Raw genomic sequence first — 14,790 nt, 5'->3', positions numbered from 1 at the left:
AAATTGTTTAAAAAATATTTAATTGAGCAAAAATATGCAAAAATTGTGGTGTCTAAGCTTGCAGTACTAGCACTTAATTTGTATTATGGCGGCACGTTACGGTGAGATGGGTGAGTGGCTGAAACCACGTCCCTGCTAAGGACGCATACGGGCAACTGTATCGAGGGTTCGAATCCCTCTCTCACCGCCACGCTTTACTTATGTCGCGCTCATAGCTCAGCTGGATAGAGCACTTGGCTACGAACTAAGGGGTCGGGAGTTCGAATCTCTCTGAGCGCACCAATAAGTAAACCGAAAAGTAACGCATCGCCTTATGGCACACAAGTAATGCGCTCATAGCTCAGCTGGATAGAGCACTTGGCTACGAACTAAGGGGTCGGGAGTTCGAATCTCTCTGAGCGCACCAACTTGAACAATCAACCGCTTTATTGCGGTTTTTTTGTGCCTGAAATTTGGTGAATATTGGTATATGCATTTACCCGAAGCCAAGCCAGTACAATAGTTGTTTTACGGTAAAATTCTTTTGATTCGTCCAATATCTGTGCATTTGATTGCAAAATGATGAATTAATACTTAACAGCCAGAAAAAAACACGTATAATGCACCCCATCAAGTCGTCGCGCTCATAGCTCAGCTGGATAGAGCACTTGGCTACGAACTAAGGGGTCGGGAGTTCGAATCTCTCTGAGCGCACCAACTTGAAATAAAAAACCGCACTTTTGATGCGGTTTTTTTGTGTCTGAAATTTTTAAACTTTTCTATAAAAATGAATCTTTCTGTTTACTTATTATCTTAATTTTTGCTGTACTTTCAAAGCATATACGGTATTGCCACCTAATGCGGGTAAAACGTCATGATAGGGCATACTGCGCATGGCGCGTAATAAAAACGGTGCCTGATCATGAATCTTCATACTGCTGGTAATATGAAATAAGGTGCCATCTGACTGGGGGAGTAAGCGCATGCTACCTTTTACTAACTTTAAGTCACCGCCATTGGCACTGAAGTGGTTTTGCAGCGCATCAGGTTGGTAAAAACGCATTTTGAAATTAAACGGAATTTGAATGACCCCTAAACCTACCGAGACTTTATAGTTGGCATCTATGTTTTGGGGATTGACTGGATGTAGCTCGACTTTTTTGATCTGCCGAGGAAAAAGTTGCTGGGTCGCTTCAGCCATTAACCACGGTTGTAATTTTTCAACTGGATTTGGAAAATATTGATAGGTACTGCTGAATCTTAAATTCTCTGACGCTGCTCCATCTTTTACCTGATGATTCGGCAATAAAAAGCTGACAGGTTGACCTGATTTTTGACTGAGTTGAGCAATTTTCTGTAGCTGTTGAGCATTGAATTTCATCTGCGGAACTTGGGTTGCCAGTGCTGTAGCATGTTTATTTTTAAAACGTTGTTGCAGTGCTTCTAGCAGAAAGGCATTGGTGCTCGGAGGAATGCCAAGTTTGGCCTCAGGTAATGCATTCAGAATTTTGCTGAATAAAAAGCCTTTAGGTTGATTCAGGTCACCCCATTGCGTGACTGTCACCAGCGTTTTATGTGGGCCTAGTGCAAACCATTCCAACTTTCCAGCACCATAAGGAATTGGAGCATCAATAATCAAGCTGCTGATACTGTTGTTAGCTTGGTGATGCTGCATTACCACACTTTCTTTAAAATTCAGGACTGGAATTGGGGTAGGGATATGAATTTGATATTTAACCTGCTGGATCGAACCTTGTTGCTCCAGTACCTTGGCCGATTTTAATGTCGGAAATAGCCCCACATAATTGGGATAATGTTGCAATAATTTTTCGACTTGCGCTTCAGCCACAGGTAGCACGACAGCAGCACTGTAATATTGGGCCTTGCTGGCCGCATTATTGTTTAAAGTGGGGGAGTTGGGTGTAACGTGTCGGATGGGCATAAATCAAAATCCGCTCGCCAGTCAGCTCTGCCAGTTGCTGAGCATTGCCTGAATAAGCACTGAGACTACTTGGGACTTCGGCATTCCAGGGAATAATCTTGGCCAGTGCTGTAGCAGATGTTCCTAAAAGTACACCAATGAGCATACATTGCTTTAATTTTTTCATTCAACATCCTGTTGCGTATTTTTTGTTTTAATTGCTGTTTATTTAAAACCAAATACACTCATTTCCAAAGCAAAGTTATGTAATTGATGCCACAGCTCATAAGGTGGGCGATATTTTGGTATAGTATTGGGCAAGATTTTATTTTTAATGTGATGCTATGACTGAGTCAGCACCAACTTTATCGACCCGTTATTTTCTGACTTTAGAAGAATCTCAAGATGGGTTTGCGCTTGCCACTTTTGGTAAAAAACAATTTACCCGATTTATTACCCCATTTATTAGTGTGGCGATTATCGCTTGGGGCTTTTATTTAGGTTTAGATGGTGTAGGTCGTTACTACATTGCACTTGGTGCTTTCTTTTTGCTGTTACAAATTTTAATGCGCTACTGGTTTTTACCGATGATGTTTAAGCGTCAGTTTGTGAAATACCAATTTGGTAAAAGCGAGCAAGGTATTGATTTATTTCAGGACTATGCCGAACTGTATGCCAATGGCCGTAAACAAGTATTTCATTATAACGAAGTGCAAAATTTTGCTGTGGGTAAACTGACCTATATGCTGGAATTGAAAAACCGTACTGTGGTGATTGTACCGAAACGTGCATTTAATCAGGCCGCAGAGCAAACCATGTTTGAAAATACTTTTAAAAAGTAAGTTTTAATTTTTCCTATTTGTAAATATCAGAGGATGACCATGAGTACACGTCCATCTAAAATTGTCTGTGTCGGTCGCAGTTATGCAGACCATGCCAAAGAATTAGGTAATGCTGTACCTGATCGTCCTGTGTTATTTATTAAGCCACCAAGCAGCTTACGCAGTTTAAATGATGGTATTTCTTGGAATAAAGTCTGGGGCAATTGCCATTATGAGTGTGAACTGAGTTTACGTATTGATCAGCCATTAAATGCAGACACAGATCCTGCCAAAGTATTGGATGCTGTAAGTGCAGTGACTTTGGGCTTGGATTTAACTTTGCGTGAATTGCAGGATGAACTTAAGAAAAAAGGACAGCCGTGGGAACGAGCCAAAGCGTTTGACGGTTCTTGTGTGTTGGCAGATTGGGTGGATGTATCGGAAATTCAGGACTGGAAAAACGTGCAATATTGTTTGGACATTAATGATGAATTACGTCAGCAAGGCGATACCAGTTTATTGATTTTTGATATTGCGGCATTGTTGGCAGATATTAGCCAAGTATTTAGTTTAGAACCTGGTGATGTGGTAATGACTGGTACACCTGCAGGGGTGGCAGCATTACAGTCGGGCGATCAGTTGAAGATGACCTTACAAGGACGTACTCAGGCATTTGTCTGGACGACTTTTGTAAAATAAATAGTGGTGTAAACGGTGATGTCATCAAAAGATGAGTATCACCGTTTTGTACTTGCTTTTAAATCCAATGGTTATACTTTCAGTAAATGCTGAAATTTACTGCGTAATTTATTCAGTTTCGGTGGAATGGAAAAATTGCAGTAGCCCTGATTTGGATTTTTGGCAAAGAAATTCTGATGATAGTCTTCTGCAGGGTAAAATTCAGGTGCTGCACTGAGTTCAGTCACAACATTCACACCTTCAGCTTGTAAGGCTGCAATCATCTCGGCGGCAGCTTGTTGCTGTGTAGCATCTAAATAATAAATCACAGAGCGGTATTGTGTGCCGACATCATTGCCCTGACGGTTTAATGTGGTTGGGTCGTGTGTGGCAAAAAACACCTCAAGTAATTGTGAATAGCTGATCTGCTGCTCATCAAAATCAATCAAAATGACTTCTGCATGTCCGCTGTCACCACGGCAAATATCATCATAGCTTGGGTTTAATGTCTGCCCACCAGCATAGCCATTGGTGACCTTCTCTACACCTTGCAGTTGTAAAAACACGGCTTCAACACACCAAAAACATCCGCCACCAAACAATGCTTGTTGCATGATTTTGTCCTTATATTTTATGAATGAGTCGTGTGAAGCCCGTTGATTTATCAACGGGCTTAAGCTTTAACGGGCAGCAGTTGCTGTGGCAAACTGAATCAGTAAATTTCCATGACGGTCTAGCAATTTCAGGGTTTTGCCATAAACCTGATAATGCGTCACTTTATTTAGAGCTTCATGAAATTTTTGATCCAGATTATTATTGTTTAGACAAGCCATTCGTGTAGTTGCCAACTGACCGAGTTGTATGGTGTCACGTCCTGCGACATAGCTACCACTTAAACGATTACAGCTGTCTGAACCCGTAACGCTTTGTGTTGCTGCATTAAATTGTAACTGCGGTAAATTCTGAGTTGCTGTGCTGCTGAGCATGGTGTTGCCCAATTGTGTTGCAGTCCAAGTGCGCTGAGCTAAGTTGGCCTGATTGATTGCCGTGATTTGGCTGGCGCTGGTTTGGGTTGGCATATTTTCACATCCAGAGAAGAGTATGACTGAAGCAAATATTGCGATACCAAAAGATTTTTTGAACATGGGATGCTCACTTATTTTTAGGAAATTGTTGCTATCTAAACAAATTATGCATGATTGCTCTAGTTGAATTTGTAGCTTTGCTGCAATTTTGTTGAGGATACTTTGCGTTTTTATGGTTGTGCTGATGTTAGCAGAACCAAATGACCAAAATAGGTCAAGGCAGCACTTTGTTTTGATAGGTTGGGTGCGAGTAAGGCGTGCTGATTTTTGCTGAGGAATCGAGCTGTACCCCTTGTCGAATGAGCGCGGAAAAGTCTTGGCTGTGGATATCTTTTAAGTTTTCCACACGTGGGTTAATGTGGGCACGTTGATACCAAGTTTGCATATCCCAACGATGATCCAGCGCATGCAAATCATATAAATAATTAGGTAAATAGCCTGAAGCAAACAGACGGTAATCGGCAGGGAAACGCTTTTGGGATACTGCCTGAATCATATCAAACAACAGTGTGGTGCAATTACTGGTCAAAGTATTGTACCAATGTGGCTTAGCTGCTAAAGCATCGGCTTTACGCAGATATTCCTGAAACAAAGCCTGAGCTTCTTGAGGATTCATCTGAATTGGGAAAAAGTAAACTTGCTCACCCCGAATATTACTGCGGGTATAGATAATATCTTTTTCATCGGCAGCGACCAGACTGAGTTCATACTGTCGGAAAAAGCCACCAATTGCAGAAAACTCTTCGTGTTTTTCTTTACGAATTTCAATGGAAAACGTTAGTGGCGCTTGATCTGAAAAGTCGAAGCTGACGAGGGTGTGTGCAATTTTAGGCCCCATCCAATATGAAGTGATGATATTCACCCCAGTAATCTGTTTGAGATTAAATTGGCGGGTTTCCCAGTGTTCGGTATAGCTGCCATCGGCATGCCAGTCAAAATTACGGACATTGTGCAGCGTGACCTGATCTTGTACTTGTTCATAACGCAGCATACGTGCGACTTCAGGGTTCCAGTCACGATCTTGTTTAGCATCCATCCCAAAATACCAGAACAGCCCCAAAGCAAAACCCAATAGATAAACCAGAATATCTTGATTGCGGCTCAGCAAATGTTGAGTGATATAAATGCCCAAAATGCTGAGCGTAAAGGCCAGCCAAGTTCCAATCAGCACACGGCTCATCAGCCAACCCAAAGGCTGATGAATCCATAAGGCCATACTCAGCCAAATAGAAGAAAGAATGACACCTAAACTGAAGATGAAATGCAGCATCCGCCATTCCTGAGACAAGTTAAATTCCGTTTAAGTCATCATAATCAAAGATTGCCAAGGCTGTCAGCATTATTTTTGGTAGCGGGCAAACTCAAAGGCAATGCCTGATTTTTCATCGACATGCTGTTCAGAGGCTACTTTTTTAAACTCGGCTGGAATGGCCGGATAATACGCATCACCCTGAACATCTAGTTCAATATGAGTCAGTTCTAGACGGTCAGCGATTGGCATGGTTTGGCTAAAAATTTCACCACCGCCAATAATAAATAGCGTATTTGGCTTTTCTGAGACTTGCACATCGGCAACGGCTTGCTGCAACGCATCTTCAATACTGTTTGCCACTTTTGTGCCTTCAAAAGCCCAGTTTGGGTCACGGGTGATCACCCAATTAACACGTTTAGGTAGAGTGCGTCCCATCGACTCCAAGGTTTTACGCCCCATAACTACCACACCACCTTGGGTGATTTCTTTGAAGTGTTTGAGGTCTGCCGAAATATGCCACGGCAATTGGTTGCCCTGACCAATGCAGCGCTGTTGATCCATCGCCACCACGTGTACAACTTCTAAATTTTGAAATGACATAAATTTGGCTCGTATTTTCTGGGTCTGCAATGCGTCTTTTCGGACGTGAAAGCAGGGCTTTTTTAATGTTGAATGAACAGTTGATTAGACGGCTACGGGTGCTTTAATTGCAGCGTGTGATTCATAGCCTACAATTTCAATATCTTCAAATTTAAAATCGAAAATATCTTTAACTTCAGGATTCAATTTTAACTGACATAAAGCCATTGGCTCACGACTGAGCTGTAACTGTGCCTGTTCAAAGTGGTTGGTATATAAATGGGTATCGCCACCTGTCCAGACAAAATCTCCCACTTCTAAATCACAGACTTGTGCAATCATGTGGGTCAGCAAAGCATAGCTGGCAATATTAAAGGGTACACCTAAAAATACATCGGCACTGCGTTGATACAACTGACATGAAAGTTTGCCGTTGTGTACAAAAAACTGGAATAGGGTATGACAAGGAGGTAACGCTACTTGTCCTGCTTCTTTCGGGTTCCAGCCCGACACGATCAAACGACGTGAATTTGGATTGGTTTTAATTTCATTGATTAACCATGCAATTTGGTCAAAACCATCTTGCTCATACAAACCATTAGCTTTTTGTGTGGCACCAAAGTTACGCCATTGATGTCCGTACACAGGGCCAAGTTCACCTTCAGGACGGCCAAAGCGCGCGGTTTGTTCTGCAGTAGACCATTCATCCCAAATGCTGACTTTATGTTCTTGTAGGTATTTGACGTTGGTATCACCTTTTAAAAACCATAACAACTCAATCACGATTGAACGGAAATGCACTTTTTTGGTGGTGAGCAGGGGAAAGCCTTGCGCTAGGTCAAATCGCATTTGATGCCCAAACACTGAACGCGTGCCAGTTCCAGTACGGTCGCCTTTATCGCCACCATGGTCAAGAATATGTTGGAGTAGGTCTAAATACTGGCGCATAGCGTTCTCTGGTCAAGCAAAAGTGAATATTTTGTGGGCTGGGCCATTCTAGGCTCAATAAATCAGAAAGAATAATAGCAGAGTTTTTAAAGTTGTGACTTTATTGTGTGTCGGAAGCTTGATGTTGATGCAGCAAAGACAACGGTGAAAACAGACAAATGGCCAAAGCGGTAAAGCCAATGCCTTGTGCACCTGAAATTAAGATTTCGCCATGTTGGATTTGCATAAAAATCAATGCGAGTAACAAAGCCAGTGGAATCCAAGTCAAAACACGTGCAATCCAGCCTGTTGGATGGTGCTGAGTAAAATGAATTTTACAGTAACGGCAAATCAGGAAAACAAGACCTGCAGCCAGAAACATTAAAATTGCATCGAATTGGAGTGGTTGTAGGGTGTATAGGCCTGCGGTAACTAGGGCAATGATAATCAGCAGGGCAATTTTCTTTAGCACTGTAACCTGAGGGTTAAACCAAAATTCCAGCATTTGAGTTCTTCAATTGTGTTCAATGAGCATTCAGAATTTGCACTGTAGCATAAAAAAAGGCGAAGATTGACTTCGCCTGAATAGATCAAATACGCAGTGCAGGGCTGCTTAGCTGTTCTTCTGCGGTCCCCAATCATAAATTTTCTTTTGATAGGCATACCACATCATCCACATGCCCACCAAAATCATTGGCAAGCTCAGGAATTGACCTTTACTCATCCATGCAATAAAGAGCTGACCGTGATCTGGCTCTCGGAAAAACTCGACTACAAAGCGTGCTAAGCCATAACCCATTAGGAATAGGGCAGAGACTGCCATACGTGGACGTGGTTTGGTACTGAACCACCACAATACAATAAACAGGATTAAACCTTCACATAAGGCTTGATACAGTTGCGATGGATGACGTACCAATTGCAAAGGATCGGTTGGGAAAATCATCCCCAATGCAAAGTTAGGATCAGTCACAGGGCGACCATACAACTCGCCCCCAATAAAGTTACCAATACGACCAAACATTAGACCTGTGGGTACACACGGGGCAACAAAATCCAAAGTTTGAAACCAGGTCATTTTGTATTTTTTACACCAGAACAGCATGGCTAAAATCACGCCAAGAAAGCCGCCGTGGAAACTCATGCCACCTGTCCAGACTTGGAATAACCATAGTGGATTTGCCAAAAATTGTTCAAAGCCATAAAAGAAGACATAACCGACACGTCCACCAATGACCACGCCCAAAGCGCCGTAAAAGATCAGGTCGGACACCATGTCTGAAGTCCAGCCACGTTGTTTGGCGCGATAAGTGGCCAGACCCCAGGCAAATAAAAAGGCCAGTAAATACATCAGTCCATACCAGTGGACTTGTAAGGGACCCAGCGATATCGCCACCGGATCAATATTTGGATAGGTCAGCATTCCTGTTCCTTGTCATTCTGTTTTGCACAGATTTTAGCTGAATAAGATGAAAAATGTTGTACATTCAATGTGTAAAGATAGCGAACAGGAAATTATGTGTATTGTGGCCTTTGCCTGGCAGGTTCTGGATGAGCTGCCTTTATGTTTAATTTCAAACCGTGATGAGTTTTATCAGCGTCCAACTGCGGCGTTGCATGCCTGGGAAAATAGCCCGATTTATGCCGGACAGGACTTGCAGTCGGGTGGCACCTGGATGGGCGTGACCGCCAGCGGCCGCTGGGCCATTGTTACCAATTTTCGTAATGGACAGGATCAGCACAATTATCCGACCTCACGCGGGCATCTGATTCAGGATTTTCTGGAATCTGAATTAAGTCCAATTCGCTTTGCGCAAGCCTTGGAGCCGCGCCAGTGCGATTATGCCGGCTTTAATTTATTTGTCGGCGACCGGGAACAGGCGGTGTATATGAGCAACCGAGGGGAGGCGCCGCAAGTGCTGGCCAAAGGGGTATATGTGGTGTCCAATGGCTTAATGGGCGAGCATTGGGAAAAAACCGGCCATTTGCGTAAACGCTTTACCCAAGAATTTTTACCGATGTTACAGCAAGCCCGGATGCCAGAAGCAGATCTGCAGCATGCTGCCTGGGATATTTTGGAAGATGAACGCAAGGTGATTGCAGATTTATTGCCAGAAACCGGCATTTCTGTCGAGCTGGAAGAGTTATTGTCGTCGACCTTTATTCAGAGTCCGGCGTATGGTACACGCTGTTCCAATATTTTAAGATTCAATGGTCAGCAATGGCACTGGTTAGAGAAAAGCCAGCAGGGTGAAACCGCCGGGCAGATCGTGGAGCTGAATATTCCACTACAGAAATAAAAAATACCGGCATCAAGCCGGTATTTTTGTGAAAGAGAGGATTATCCTGCAATCGCTTTACCATCAGTACGAGTGATGACCACTGTTGCAGAACGAGGGCGTGCAGTTTTGTTATTGATATCCGTTTGAGTTGCTGGCCAATGGCTTGTTGGTGCATCAAAACGTGGTGAATCTTCGCCTGGGTGCTGAACGTTAATGAAGATTGCTTTGTAGTCAGGTGTCATGGTCACGCCGGTGATTTCACATTCTTTTGGTCCAACCAGGAAGCGACGCAGGTTTTCATCCGTTACTTGAGCACCTGCAATAGTGGCTTGGCCGTTTACTGTAGTTACAGACTGACCATCACCGACCTGACCAGGTAATGCAGCAAGCATCATACAGTTAGTGACATCAGTATATGCACCATCATCGGTTTGAATCCAAAGCACACCACGTGGATCAAACCACATACCATCCGGGCTCGAGAAGTCATTGGCATCGGTCAAGCCTGAAAGGTTGATGTTCGCATCCATTTGAGCTTCTGCACCAAACAGATAAATATCCCACTCAAACGTTGTTGCAGCAGTGCTTTCTTCTTTAAAGCGAATAATGTGGCCGTTGACGTTCCCTTTACCCCCTTCAGGGTCTGAATAGTTACGTGGGTTAGCTGCATTTACTGGTTGTTCCGGATTATTACCACGGTTAGAGTTGTTGGTTAAAGTTACATAAACTTCACCATTTTCAGGATTCACAGCAACCCATTCTGGACGGTCCATTTTAGTTGCACCGACAGAGTCTGCAGCAAGGCGAGCAAAAGTCAGGACATCTGCTTGAGAGCTAAATGGATAAAGGGTATTGTCTTGTGTCAAACCATTTTTACCAAATGCCAGTTCAATCCATTCGCCCTGACCTGAAGCATCAAATTTGGCAACATAGAATTTCCCTGTATTCATATACTTGTCGCCAGCAGCATAACCGCCGTTGACATCTTTAGGGTCCCACACTGCATCTGATACGAATTTATAGATGTATTCACCACGAGAGTCATCGCCCATATAGAAGGCAAACTGCTGTCCTTCAATTGCACGGCTTGCACGGCAATCTTCATGCGCAAAACGACCTAAAGCAGTACGTTTTACCGGGTTTGCACTATTATCAAATGGGTCAATTTCAACAATCCAGCCAAAGGTATTTGGTGCATTACGATAGTCTTCAGTCGCAGATGCTTTGGTTACGTTAGCTGACCAGCGATCATACATATCTTGTGATTCAACACCAGCCTGAGCAGTTTCCCATGCATAACGTGAAGATTTATCTAAATAAACAATACGGCCTTGTTCGTCGAGTTCCGGCACTTTTTGTTTTTGTGCATCGAGAACATAAACAATGTTATTTTTCTCATCACGTTTAATTGAACCATCTGCATTTTTTTCAGTTTGATATGAAATATCTAAGCCTAAGCCATAACGTTTGAGTGCAGTTTTCTCTGCTTCGCTACGGTCTGCGTATTGGTCTGTGCCTGAACGTTGGAAATAACCAATAAAGTTTTCTTCGGCAGTTAAATAAGTGCCCCATGGTGTATAACCATTACCACAGTTATTTTGTGTACCACGTGTTTGGCGACCGGCAGGAGAGAACGCTGTACGCAGTAATGGAGAATTTGGATTGACCGCTGGACCTGCAAAATCCATTACTGTTGAAGCTGTAATACGACGGTTAAATGGTGATGATTTAACAATTTCTACCGCTTGAGTTTCGGTATTTTTCTTAATGTGTACCACAGAAACACCGTGAGCATTCACTTCGCGGATAACTTCATCTTCTGGACGACGGCCATTTACTTTGGTTGGACCTTCTGGGTGCAAGAAGGTTTGGTTAATATATTCATGGTTTAAAACCAGTAAGCCATGATCAGATGCGTTTGCATCATAGCGCCCCGTTTTGGTACTCAAGCCAAAATAACTCATACCATCGTGGCAGTCACCAGAACGGAACTGGAAACTTGGACCTAATGGAACATTTTTGTCTGCATTCCAATCGCTAAAAGCAGGGTGAATCGAGTCACCTAAAGCATATAATACAGTTGCCTGATAGCCTTCTGGAACGGTCACAATATCATTTAAGTTTTTATCAACAGCTGTGAAAGAAAGTGACTCCGGTTTGCTGTTTGGATCTTCCTGGTCAGCTGGTGGAGTAACACTGTTGTCATCATCGTCATCACTACATGCAGACAGTGAAGATGCTAAAGCTAAAGCAGCTGCACCACTTGCAGTTCTTTTAATTAAACTGCGGCGACTGATACGTTGTTCTAAAATGTCACGAAAGTGTGTATTGTCTGAAGTGTTGTTATCTAACTCTTGATCTTCATTGTAAGGCATATAGTCAGTCATTTTTTTCCTAGCAAATTCGCTTGGTGGTTTAAAAGTTATATGTAAATTAGTGGCTAAACATGACGTAAAGGTTAAGCTTATATGTCAAACTGGTTAAATTCACCAAACCGTAAATGGTTGCCATAAAAAAAGAAGCAACAAGTGCTTCTTTTTTAAATTCATGAGCTTATATTATTTCTGGTTGACTCGACGCTTCTCAATCAGCTTGCCTGCAAATAAGCCTAGTTCGAATAACATCCACATTGGAATGGCCAGCATAATCATCGACAGCGCATCCGGTGGGGTCACAAACATCGAAACAAAGAAACAGCCAACAATAATAAAGCGGCGTTTCTCGACCAGCTGCTGGGTACTGACCACACCAATTAAAATCAGCAATAGGGTAATAATCGGAATTTCAAAGGTAAATCCGAACACCAAAAACAGCTTCAAACAAAAAGTCAGATAGCTATTAATATCAGTCATCGGGGCAACTGTTTCCGGTGACACACTGATGAAAAAGTGCAGAATTGATGGCAGTGCAATAAAGTAAGCAAATGAAATCCCAATATAGAACAGGGCAATGCTGCTTATGAGCAACGGCAATGCCAGACTTTTTTCTTTTTCATATAATGCCGGTTTTACGAAAGCCCACAGCTGATAAATAATAAATGGCATCGCAATCATCAACGCCACAAAAAAATTCAGCTTAAACGGTGCCATAAAGGTGGCCGTGACATCGGTAGCAATCATGGTCGATGAGGTCGGCAACTGCGCACGCAGCGGTTCAGATAAAATCTGATAGGTGCGATTGGCAAAAGGCAATAAGCAGAAAAACAGCGCAATAACCAGGCCCACAATTTTAAATAGATGCTTACGCAGCACCATCAGGTGCTTGGTAATTGGCATTTCTTCTAATGCAGGTTGCTCAGACTTCACTGCCAAATGAGGAAGCTGAGTAGAATTGGGCTGACTCATACCGCGACCTTCATTTCAGTATATGTTGTTGTATTTTGAATGGGTGAGATAGATGCTGATGCTGTCCGCACTGGCGCTTTAGGGATGCGCACCATGCACTGTTTTTCTGTATTTTCAACAGGTTGATAAAACTGTTCTTGTAAGTTGTTTAAAGATGCCTGTTTTGAGTCTGTCGATGTTTTTGCATCATCAAAGATTTTTTCATTTTTCATTTCAGACATCTGAGCCTGCATTTTTGCCTCAAGCTCTTGAATACGTGCCATTTCTTGCTGCATTTGTTCACGTAATTCAGATAAACGCAATTCACGGTCGATGTCGTTTTGAACATTGCTGACCATACGTTTTATTTTGCCATACCACTTTCCAACAAAACGCGCAGCTTCTGGAAGTTTCTCAGGACCCAGCACCAATAATGCAATGATGCCGAAAATCAGCAGTTCCGTCATTCCAATATTGAGCATAATCTCAAACCCTCAGCCTTAGTGTTTTACTGTCGAATTGACATCACTGCTGTTGGCCTGATGTTCGATGGTACGAGGTTCTTTGAGTTGAGCTGTTTCAGCTTCATCGTCTTTAATTGATTTTTTAAAATCTTTGACTGCACCACCGACATCTTTACCTAAGTTTTTCAGTTTAGATGTACCAAATAATAAAATGACCACAATTGCAAAAATCAGCACGTGCCAAATAGATAATCCTGCCATGATTTAGACCTCTCATTAGTTGAGCCTATCTCAACAGGTCTGTATGACAATGCGGTGACGAATGTGTTGCGATTTAAAGACAGGGGATTAAAGAATATAAATTTGGAAAAAAGAAACAGCCTGTACATGACCGCAGGCTGTTGTATTTGAACAATTAAGATTTGACTTAGCAGTTGTTACGGTAATTCAGCTTGTAGGCTATCTTTAAACAGCTGCATGGCCTGACCACGATGACTGATTTTATTTTTTTCTGCTTTCGACATTTCAGCACTCGATACACCTAATTCAGGCAACCAAAACAGTGGGTCATAGCCAAAACCATTTTCGCCACGGGTTTCTGCTAAAATTTCTCCTTTCCAAATCCCCTGAAATATTTTAGGGAGTGGGTCATCGGCATGTTCAACCAAGGCTAAAACACAGACAAACATGCCTTCAATGGCTTCACCCTCTTGACGTAGTGGTTTGAGTTTATTGAGCAGTTTTTCATTGTTGGCTGCATCATTGCCATGTTCGCCTGCAAAACGTGCAGAGTAAATCCCCGGTGCGCCGCCTAAAATAGGCACACACAAACCAGAGTCATCGGCAATCGCGGGCTTTCCTGAAATTTTTGCGGCATGGCGCGCTTTTAAAATAGCATTTTCAACAAAGCTCAAACCATCTTCAACCGCATCTTCAATATTTAGTTGACCCTGCGGAATCACTTGCACAGGCAAGTCTAATTGCGCAAGCAGGGTTTCAAATTCTGCAATTTTTCCCTTATTGTTGCTTGCTAAAACCAAAGTACCTTGAGCGCGCCAATCAGTTGCAGCCATAATTCAGATCTTAATTCAAAATAATATTGGATATTTTAACGGATTTTGCAGACTTAAAAGTTTAATCTCGCATAGATTTGTTTTCATACATGCTAATAATATTTAGGTTGCAAAAAGTAGGGAATCATGATGAGCAAAATTTCAGAGATCTACCATTATTCGAGTCAGCACCGTGCATTACTGCAGCAAAGTGAGTGTTGTGGCTGTTTTTGCTGTCTGGAAACTTTTGCTTATAGCGAAATTGAAGATTGGTGTGATGATGAGCAAACTGCAATGTGTCCGCATTGTGGTATAGATGCGGTATTGGGTTCTGCTACAGTAGAAGAGTTCAGCCCTGAATTGCTACAGGCCATGCAGGCGGTTTATTTCGGATAAAACAAAAAGCACCCGAAGGTGCATGAAGTTA

The 14,790-nt window shown here is 42.6% G+C and carries 16 protein-coding genes, 4 tRNA genes and 1 pseudogene; 8 read left to right on the top strand and 13 right to left on the bottom strand.

The genetic code is table 11. From position 1 onward, the window contains the following. Positions 1 to 100: 100 nt before the first annotated feature. The 4 genes from ACNS8M_RS11760 (at position 101) to ACNS8M_RS11745 (ending at position 696) form a co-directional block, all read left to right on the top strand. Positions 101 to 190 (top strand) — tRNA-Ser (locus ACNS8M_RS11760). 15 nt (positions 191 to 205) lie between these two features. Then, positions 206 to 282, top strand: a tRNA-Arg gene (locus ACNS8M_RS11755). Between the two features lie 47 nt (positions 283 to 329). Further along, positions 330 to 406: transfer RNA gene (locus tag ACNS8M_RS11750), tRNA-Arg, on the top strand. 213 nt (positions 407 to 619) lie between these two features. After that, positions 620 to 696, top strand: a tRNA-Arg gene (locus ACNS8M_RS11745). 91 nt (positions 697 to 787) lie between these two features. On the opposite strand, the pseudogene ACNS8M_RS11740 reads toward ACNS8M_RS11745, so the two are convergent. Beyond that, a pseudogene (locus tag ACNS8M_RS11740) lies at positions 788 to 2,087 on the bottom strand (SRPBCC family protein). Positions 2,088 to 2,244: 157 nt separating this feature from the next. On the opposite strand from ACNS8M_RS11740, the gene ACNS8M_RS11735 reads away from it, so the two are divergent. Further along, entirely contained in the window at positions 2,245 to 2,742 is a 498-nt protein-coding gene (locus tag ACNS8M_RS11735; RefSeq protein WP_168418759.1) for a YcxB family protein, read from the top strand. A 39-nt stretch (positions 2,743 to 2,781) separates the two neighbouring features. Continuing rightward, on the top strand, positions 2,782 to 3,420 hold the full coding sequence (locus ACNS8M_RS11730; RefSeq protein WP_168459982.1) for a fumarylacetoacetate hydrolase family protein: 639 nt from the start codon (positions 2,782 to 2,784) through the stop codon (positions 3,418 to 3,420). Positions 3,421 to 3,491: 71 nt separating this feature from the next. Here the strand turns inward: ACNS8M_RS11730 and msrA are convergent, their stop codons facing one another. From msrA to lgt, 7 genes are all read right to left on the bottom strand, one after another. After that, positions 3,492 to 4,013, bottom strand: coding sequence for a peptide-methionine (S)-S-oxide reductase MsrA (gene msrA, locus ACNS8M_RS11725; RefSeq protein ID WP_168459983.1), 522 nt, complete (start codon positions 4,011 to 4,013; stop codon positions 3,492 to 3,494). A 66-nt stretch (positions 4,014 to 4,079) separates the two neighbouring features. Further along, positions 4,080 to 4,544: an META domain-containing protein gene (locus ACNS8M_RS11720; protein ID WP_168459984.1), complete on the bottom strand. Its 465-nt coding sequence runs from the start codon at positions 4,542 to 4,544 to the stop codon at positions 4,080 to 4,082. 154 nt (positions 4,545 to 4,698) lie between these two features. Further along, entirely contained in the window at positions 4,699 to 5,754 is a 1,056-nt protein-coding gene (locus tag ACNS8M_RS11715) for a DUF4105 domain-containing protein (protein WP_168459985.1), read from the bottom strand. A gap of 69 nt (positions 5,755 to 5,823) precedes the next feature. Beyond that, the gene (locus ACNS8M_RS11710) at positions 5,824 to 6,336 is read right to left on the bottom strand and encodes a dihydrofolate reductase (RefSeq protein ID WP_168418754.1); all 513 of its coding nucleotides are present in this window, start codon (positions 6,334 to 6,336) and stop codon (positions 5,824 to 5,826) included. Between the two features lie 84 nt (positions 6,337 to 6,420). Next, complete coding sequence (gene thyA / locus ACNS8M_RS11705; protein WP_419224829.1) at positions 6,421 to 7,263, bottom strand: thymidylate synthase; 843 nt, start codon at positions 7,261 to 7,263, stop codon at positions 6,421 to 6,423. Positions 7,264 to 7,363: 100 nt separating this feature from the next. After that, the gene (locus tag ACNS8M_RS11700; RefSeq protein ID WP_168417882.1) at positions 7,364 to 7,747 is read right to left on the bottom strand and encodes an AzlD domain-containing protein; all 384 of its coding nucleotides are present in this window, start codon (positions 7,745 to 7,747) and stop codon (positions 7,364 to 7,366) included. 108 nt (positions 7,748 to 7,855) lie between these two features. Continuing rightward, positions 7,856 to 8,665: a prolipoprotein diacylglyceryl transferase gene (gene lgt / locus ACNS8M_RS11695; protein ID WP_419224828.1), complete on the bottom strand. Its 810-nt coding sequence runs from the start codon at positions 8,663 to 8,665 to the stop codon at positions 7,856 to 7,858. A 94-nt stretch (positions 8,666 to 8,759) separates the two neighbouring features. On the opposite strand from lgt, the gene ACNS8M_RS11690 reads away from it, so the two are divergent. Further along, positions 8,760 to 9,542, top strand: a complete 783-nt coding sequence (locus ACNS8M_RS11690; RefSeq protein WP_168460045.1) for an NRDE family protein — start codon at positions 8,760 to 8,762, stop codon at positions 9,540 to 9,542. 41 nt (positions 9,543 to 9,583) lie between these two features. Here the strand turns inward: ACNS8M_RS11690 and ACNS8M_RS11685 are convergent, their stop codons facing one another. The 5 genes from ACNS8M_RS11685 to rdgB all read right to left on the bottom strand — a co-directional run bounded on the left by ACNS8M_RS11685 (position 9,584) and on the right by rdgB (position 14,384). Beyond that, on the bottom strand, positions 9,584 to 11,911 hold the full coding sequence (locus ACNS8M_RS11685; protein WP_016658553.1) for a PhoX family protein: 2,328 nt from the start codon (positions 11,909 to 11,911) through the stop codon (positions 9,584 to 9,586). A 171-nt stretch (positions 11,912 to 12,082) separates the two neighbouring features. After that, positions 12,083 to 12,868 (bottom strand): twin-arginine translocase subunit TatC, encoded by a 786-nt coding sequence (tatC, locus tag ACNS8M_RS11680; protein WP_168459988.1) that lies wholly within the window; start codon positions 12,866 to 12,868, stop codon positions 12,083 to 12,085. Beyond that, entirely contained in the window at positions 12,865 to 13,329 is a 465-nt protein-coding gene (gene tatB, locus ACNS8M_RS11675; RefSeq protein ID WP_168459989.1) for a Sec-independent protein translocase protein TatB, read from the bottom strand. The genes tatC and tatB overlap by 4 nt, the downstream gene beginning before the upstream one ends. Before the next feature lie 18 nt (positions 13,330 to 13,347). Next, entirely contained in the window at positions 13,348 to 13,572 is a 225-nt protein-coding gene (tatA, locus tag ACNS8M_RS11670; protein WP_104852566.1) for a Sec-independent protein translocase subunit TatA, read from the bottom strand. 176 nt (positions 13,573 to 13,748) lie between these two features. After that, positions 13,749 to 14,384, bottom strand: a complete 636-nt coding sequence (gene rdgB / locus ACNS8M_RS11665; RefSeq protein ID WP_168459990.1) for an RdgB/HAM1 family non-canonical purine NTP pyrophosphatase — start codon at positions 14,382 to 14,384, stop codon at positions 13,749 to 13,751. A gap of 126 nt (positions 14,385 to 14,510) precedes the next feature. On the opposite strand from rdgB, the gene ACNS8M_RS11660 reads away from it, so the two are divergent. Next, on the top strand, positions 14,511 to 14,759 hold the full coding sequence (locus tag ACNS8M_RS11660; protein WP_168459991.1) for a cytoplasmic protein: 249 nt from the start codon (positions 14,511 to 14,513) through the stop codon (positions 14,757 to 14,759). Positions 14,760 to 14,790 lie beyond the last annotated feature (31 nt).

The sequence above is a fragment of the Acinetobacter sp. A2 genome, assembly GCF_048537555.1.
Classification (GTDB): Bacteria; Pseudomonadota; Gammaproteobacteria; order Pseudomonadales; family Moraxellaceae; genus Acinetobacter.
This window is presented reverse-complemented; position numbering and strand designations above follow the sequence as displayed.

Bases quoted from the DNA above. Each gene is read 5' to 3' on its own strand.
- ACNS8M_RS11715 (WP_168459985.1), bottom strand. From the start codon at position 5,754: ATGCTGCATTTCATCTTCAGTTTAGGTGTCATTCTTTCTTCTATTTGG.
- msrA (WP_168459983.1), bottom strand. From the start codon at position 4,013: ATGCAACAAGCATTGTTTGGTGGCGGATGTTTTTGGTGTGTTGAAGCC.
- tatA (WP_104852566.1), bottom strand. From the start codon at position 13,572: ATGGCAGGATTATCTATTTGGCACGTGCTGATTTTTGCAATTGTGGTC.
- tatB (WP_168459989.1), bottom strand. From the start codon at position 13,329: ATGCTCAATATTGGAATGACGGAACTGCTGATTTTCGGCATCATTGCA.
- ACNS8M_RS11730 (WP_168459982.1), top strand. From the start codon at position 2,782: ATGAGTACACGTCCATCTAAAATTGTCTGTGTCGGTCGCAGTTATGCA.
- ACNS8M_RS11710 (WP_168418754.1), bottom strand. From the start codon at position 6,336: ATGTCATTTCAAAATTTAGAAGTTGTACACGTGGTGGCGATGGATCAA.
- tatC (WP_168459988.1), bottom strand. From the start codon at position 12,868: ATGAGTCAGCCCAATTCTACTCAGCTTCCTCATTTGGCAGTGAAGTCT.
- rdgB (WP_168459990.1), bottom strand. From the start codon at position 14,384: ATGGCTGCAACTGATTGGCGCGCTCAAGGTACTTTGGTTTTAGCAAGC.
- ACNS8M_RS11720 (WP_168459984.1), bottom strand. From the start codon at position 4,544: ATGTTCAAAAAATCTTTTGGTATCGCAATATTTGCTTCAGTCATACTC.
- ACNS8M_RS11660 (WP_168459991.1), top strand. From the start codon at position 14,511: ATGATGAGCAAAATTTCAGAGATCTACCATTATTCGAGTCAGCACCGT.
- ACNS8M_RS11690 (WP_168460045.1), top strand. From the start codon at position 8,760: ATGTGTATTGTGGCCTTTGCCTGGCAGGTTCTGGATGAGCTGCCTTTA.
- ACNS8M_RS11735 (WP_168418759.1), top strand. From the start codon at position 2,245: ATGACTGAGTCAGCACCAACTTTATCGACCCGTTATTTTCTGACTTTA.
- ACNS8M_RS11700 (WP_168417882.1), bottom strand. From the start codon at position 7,747: ATGCTGGAATTTTGGTTTAACCCTCAGGTTACAGTGCTAAAGAAAATT.
- lgt (WP_419224828.1), bottom strand. From the start codon at position 8,665: ATGCTGACCTATCCAAATATTGATCCGGTGGCGATATCGCTGGGTCCC.
- ACNS8M_RS11685 (WP_016658553.1), bottom strand. From the start codon at position 11,911: ATGACTGACTATATGCCTTACAATGAAGATCAAGAGTTAGATAACAAC.
- thyA (WP_419224829.1), bottom strand. From the start codon at position 7,263: ATGCGCCAGTATTTAGACCTACTCCAACATATTCTTGACCATGGTGGC.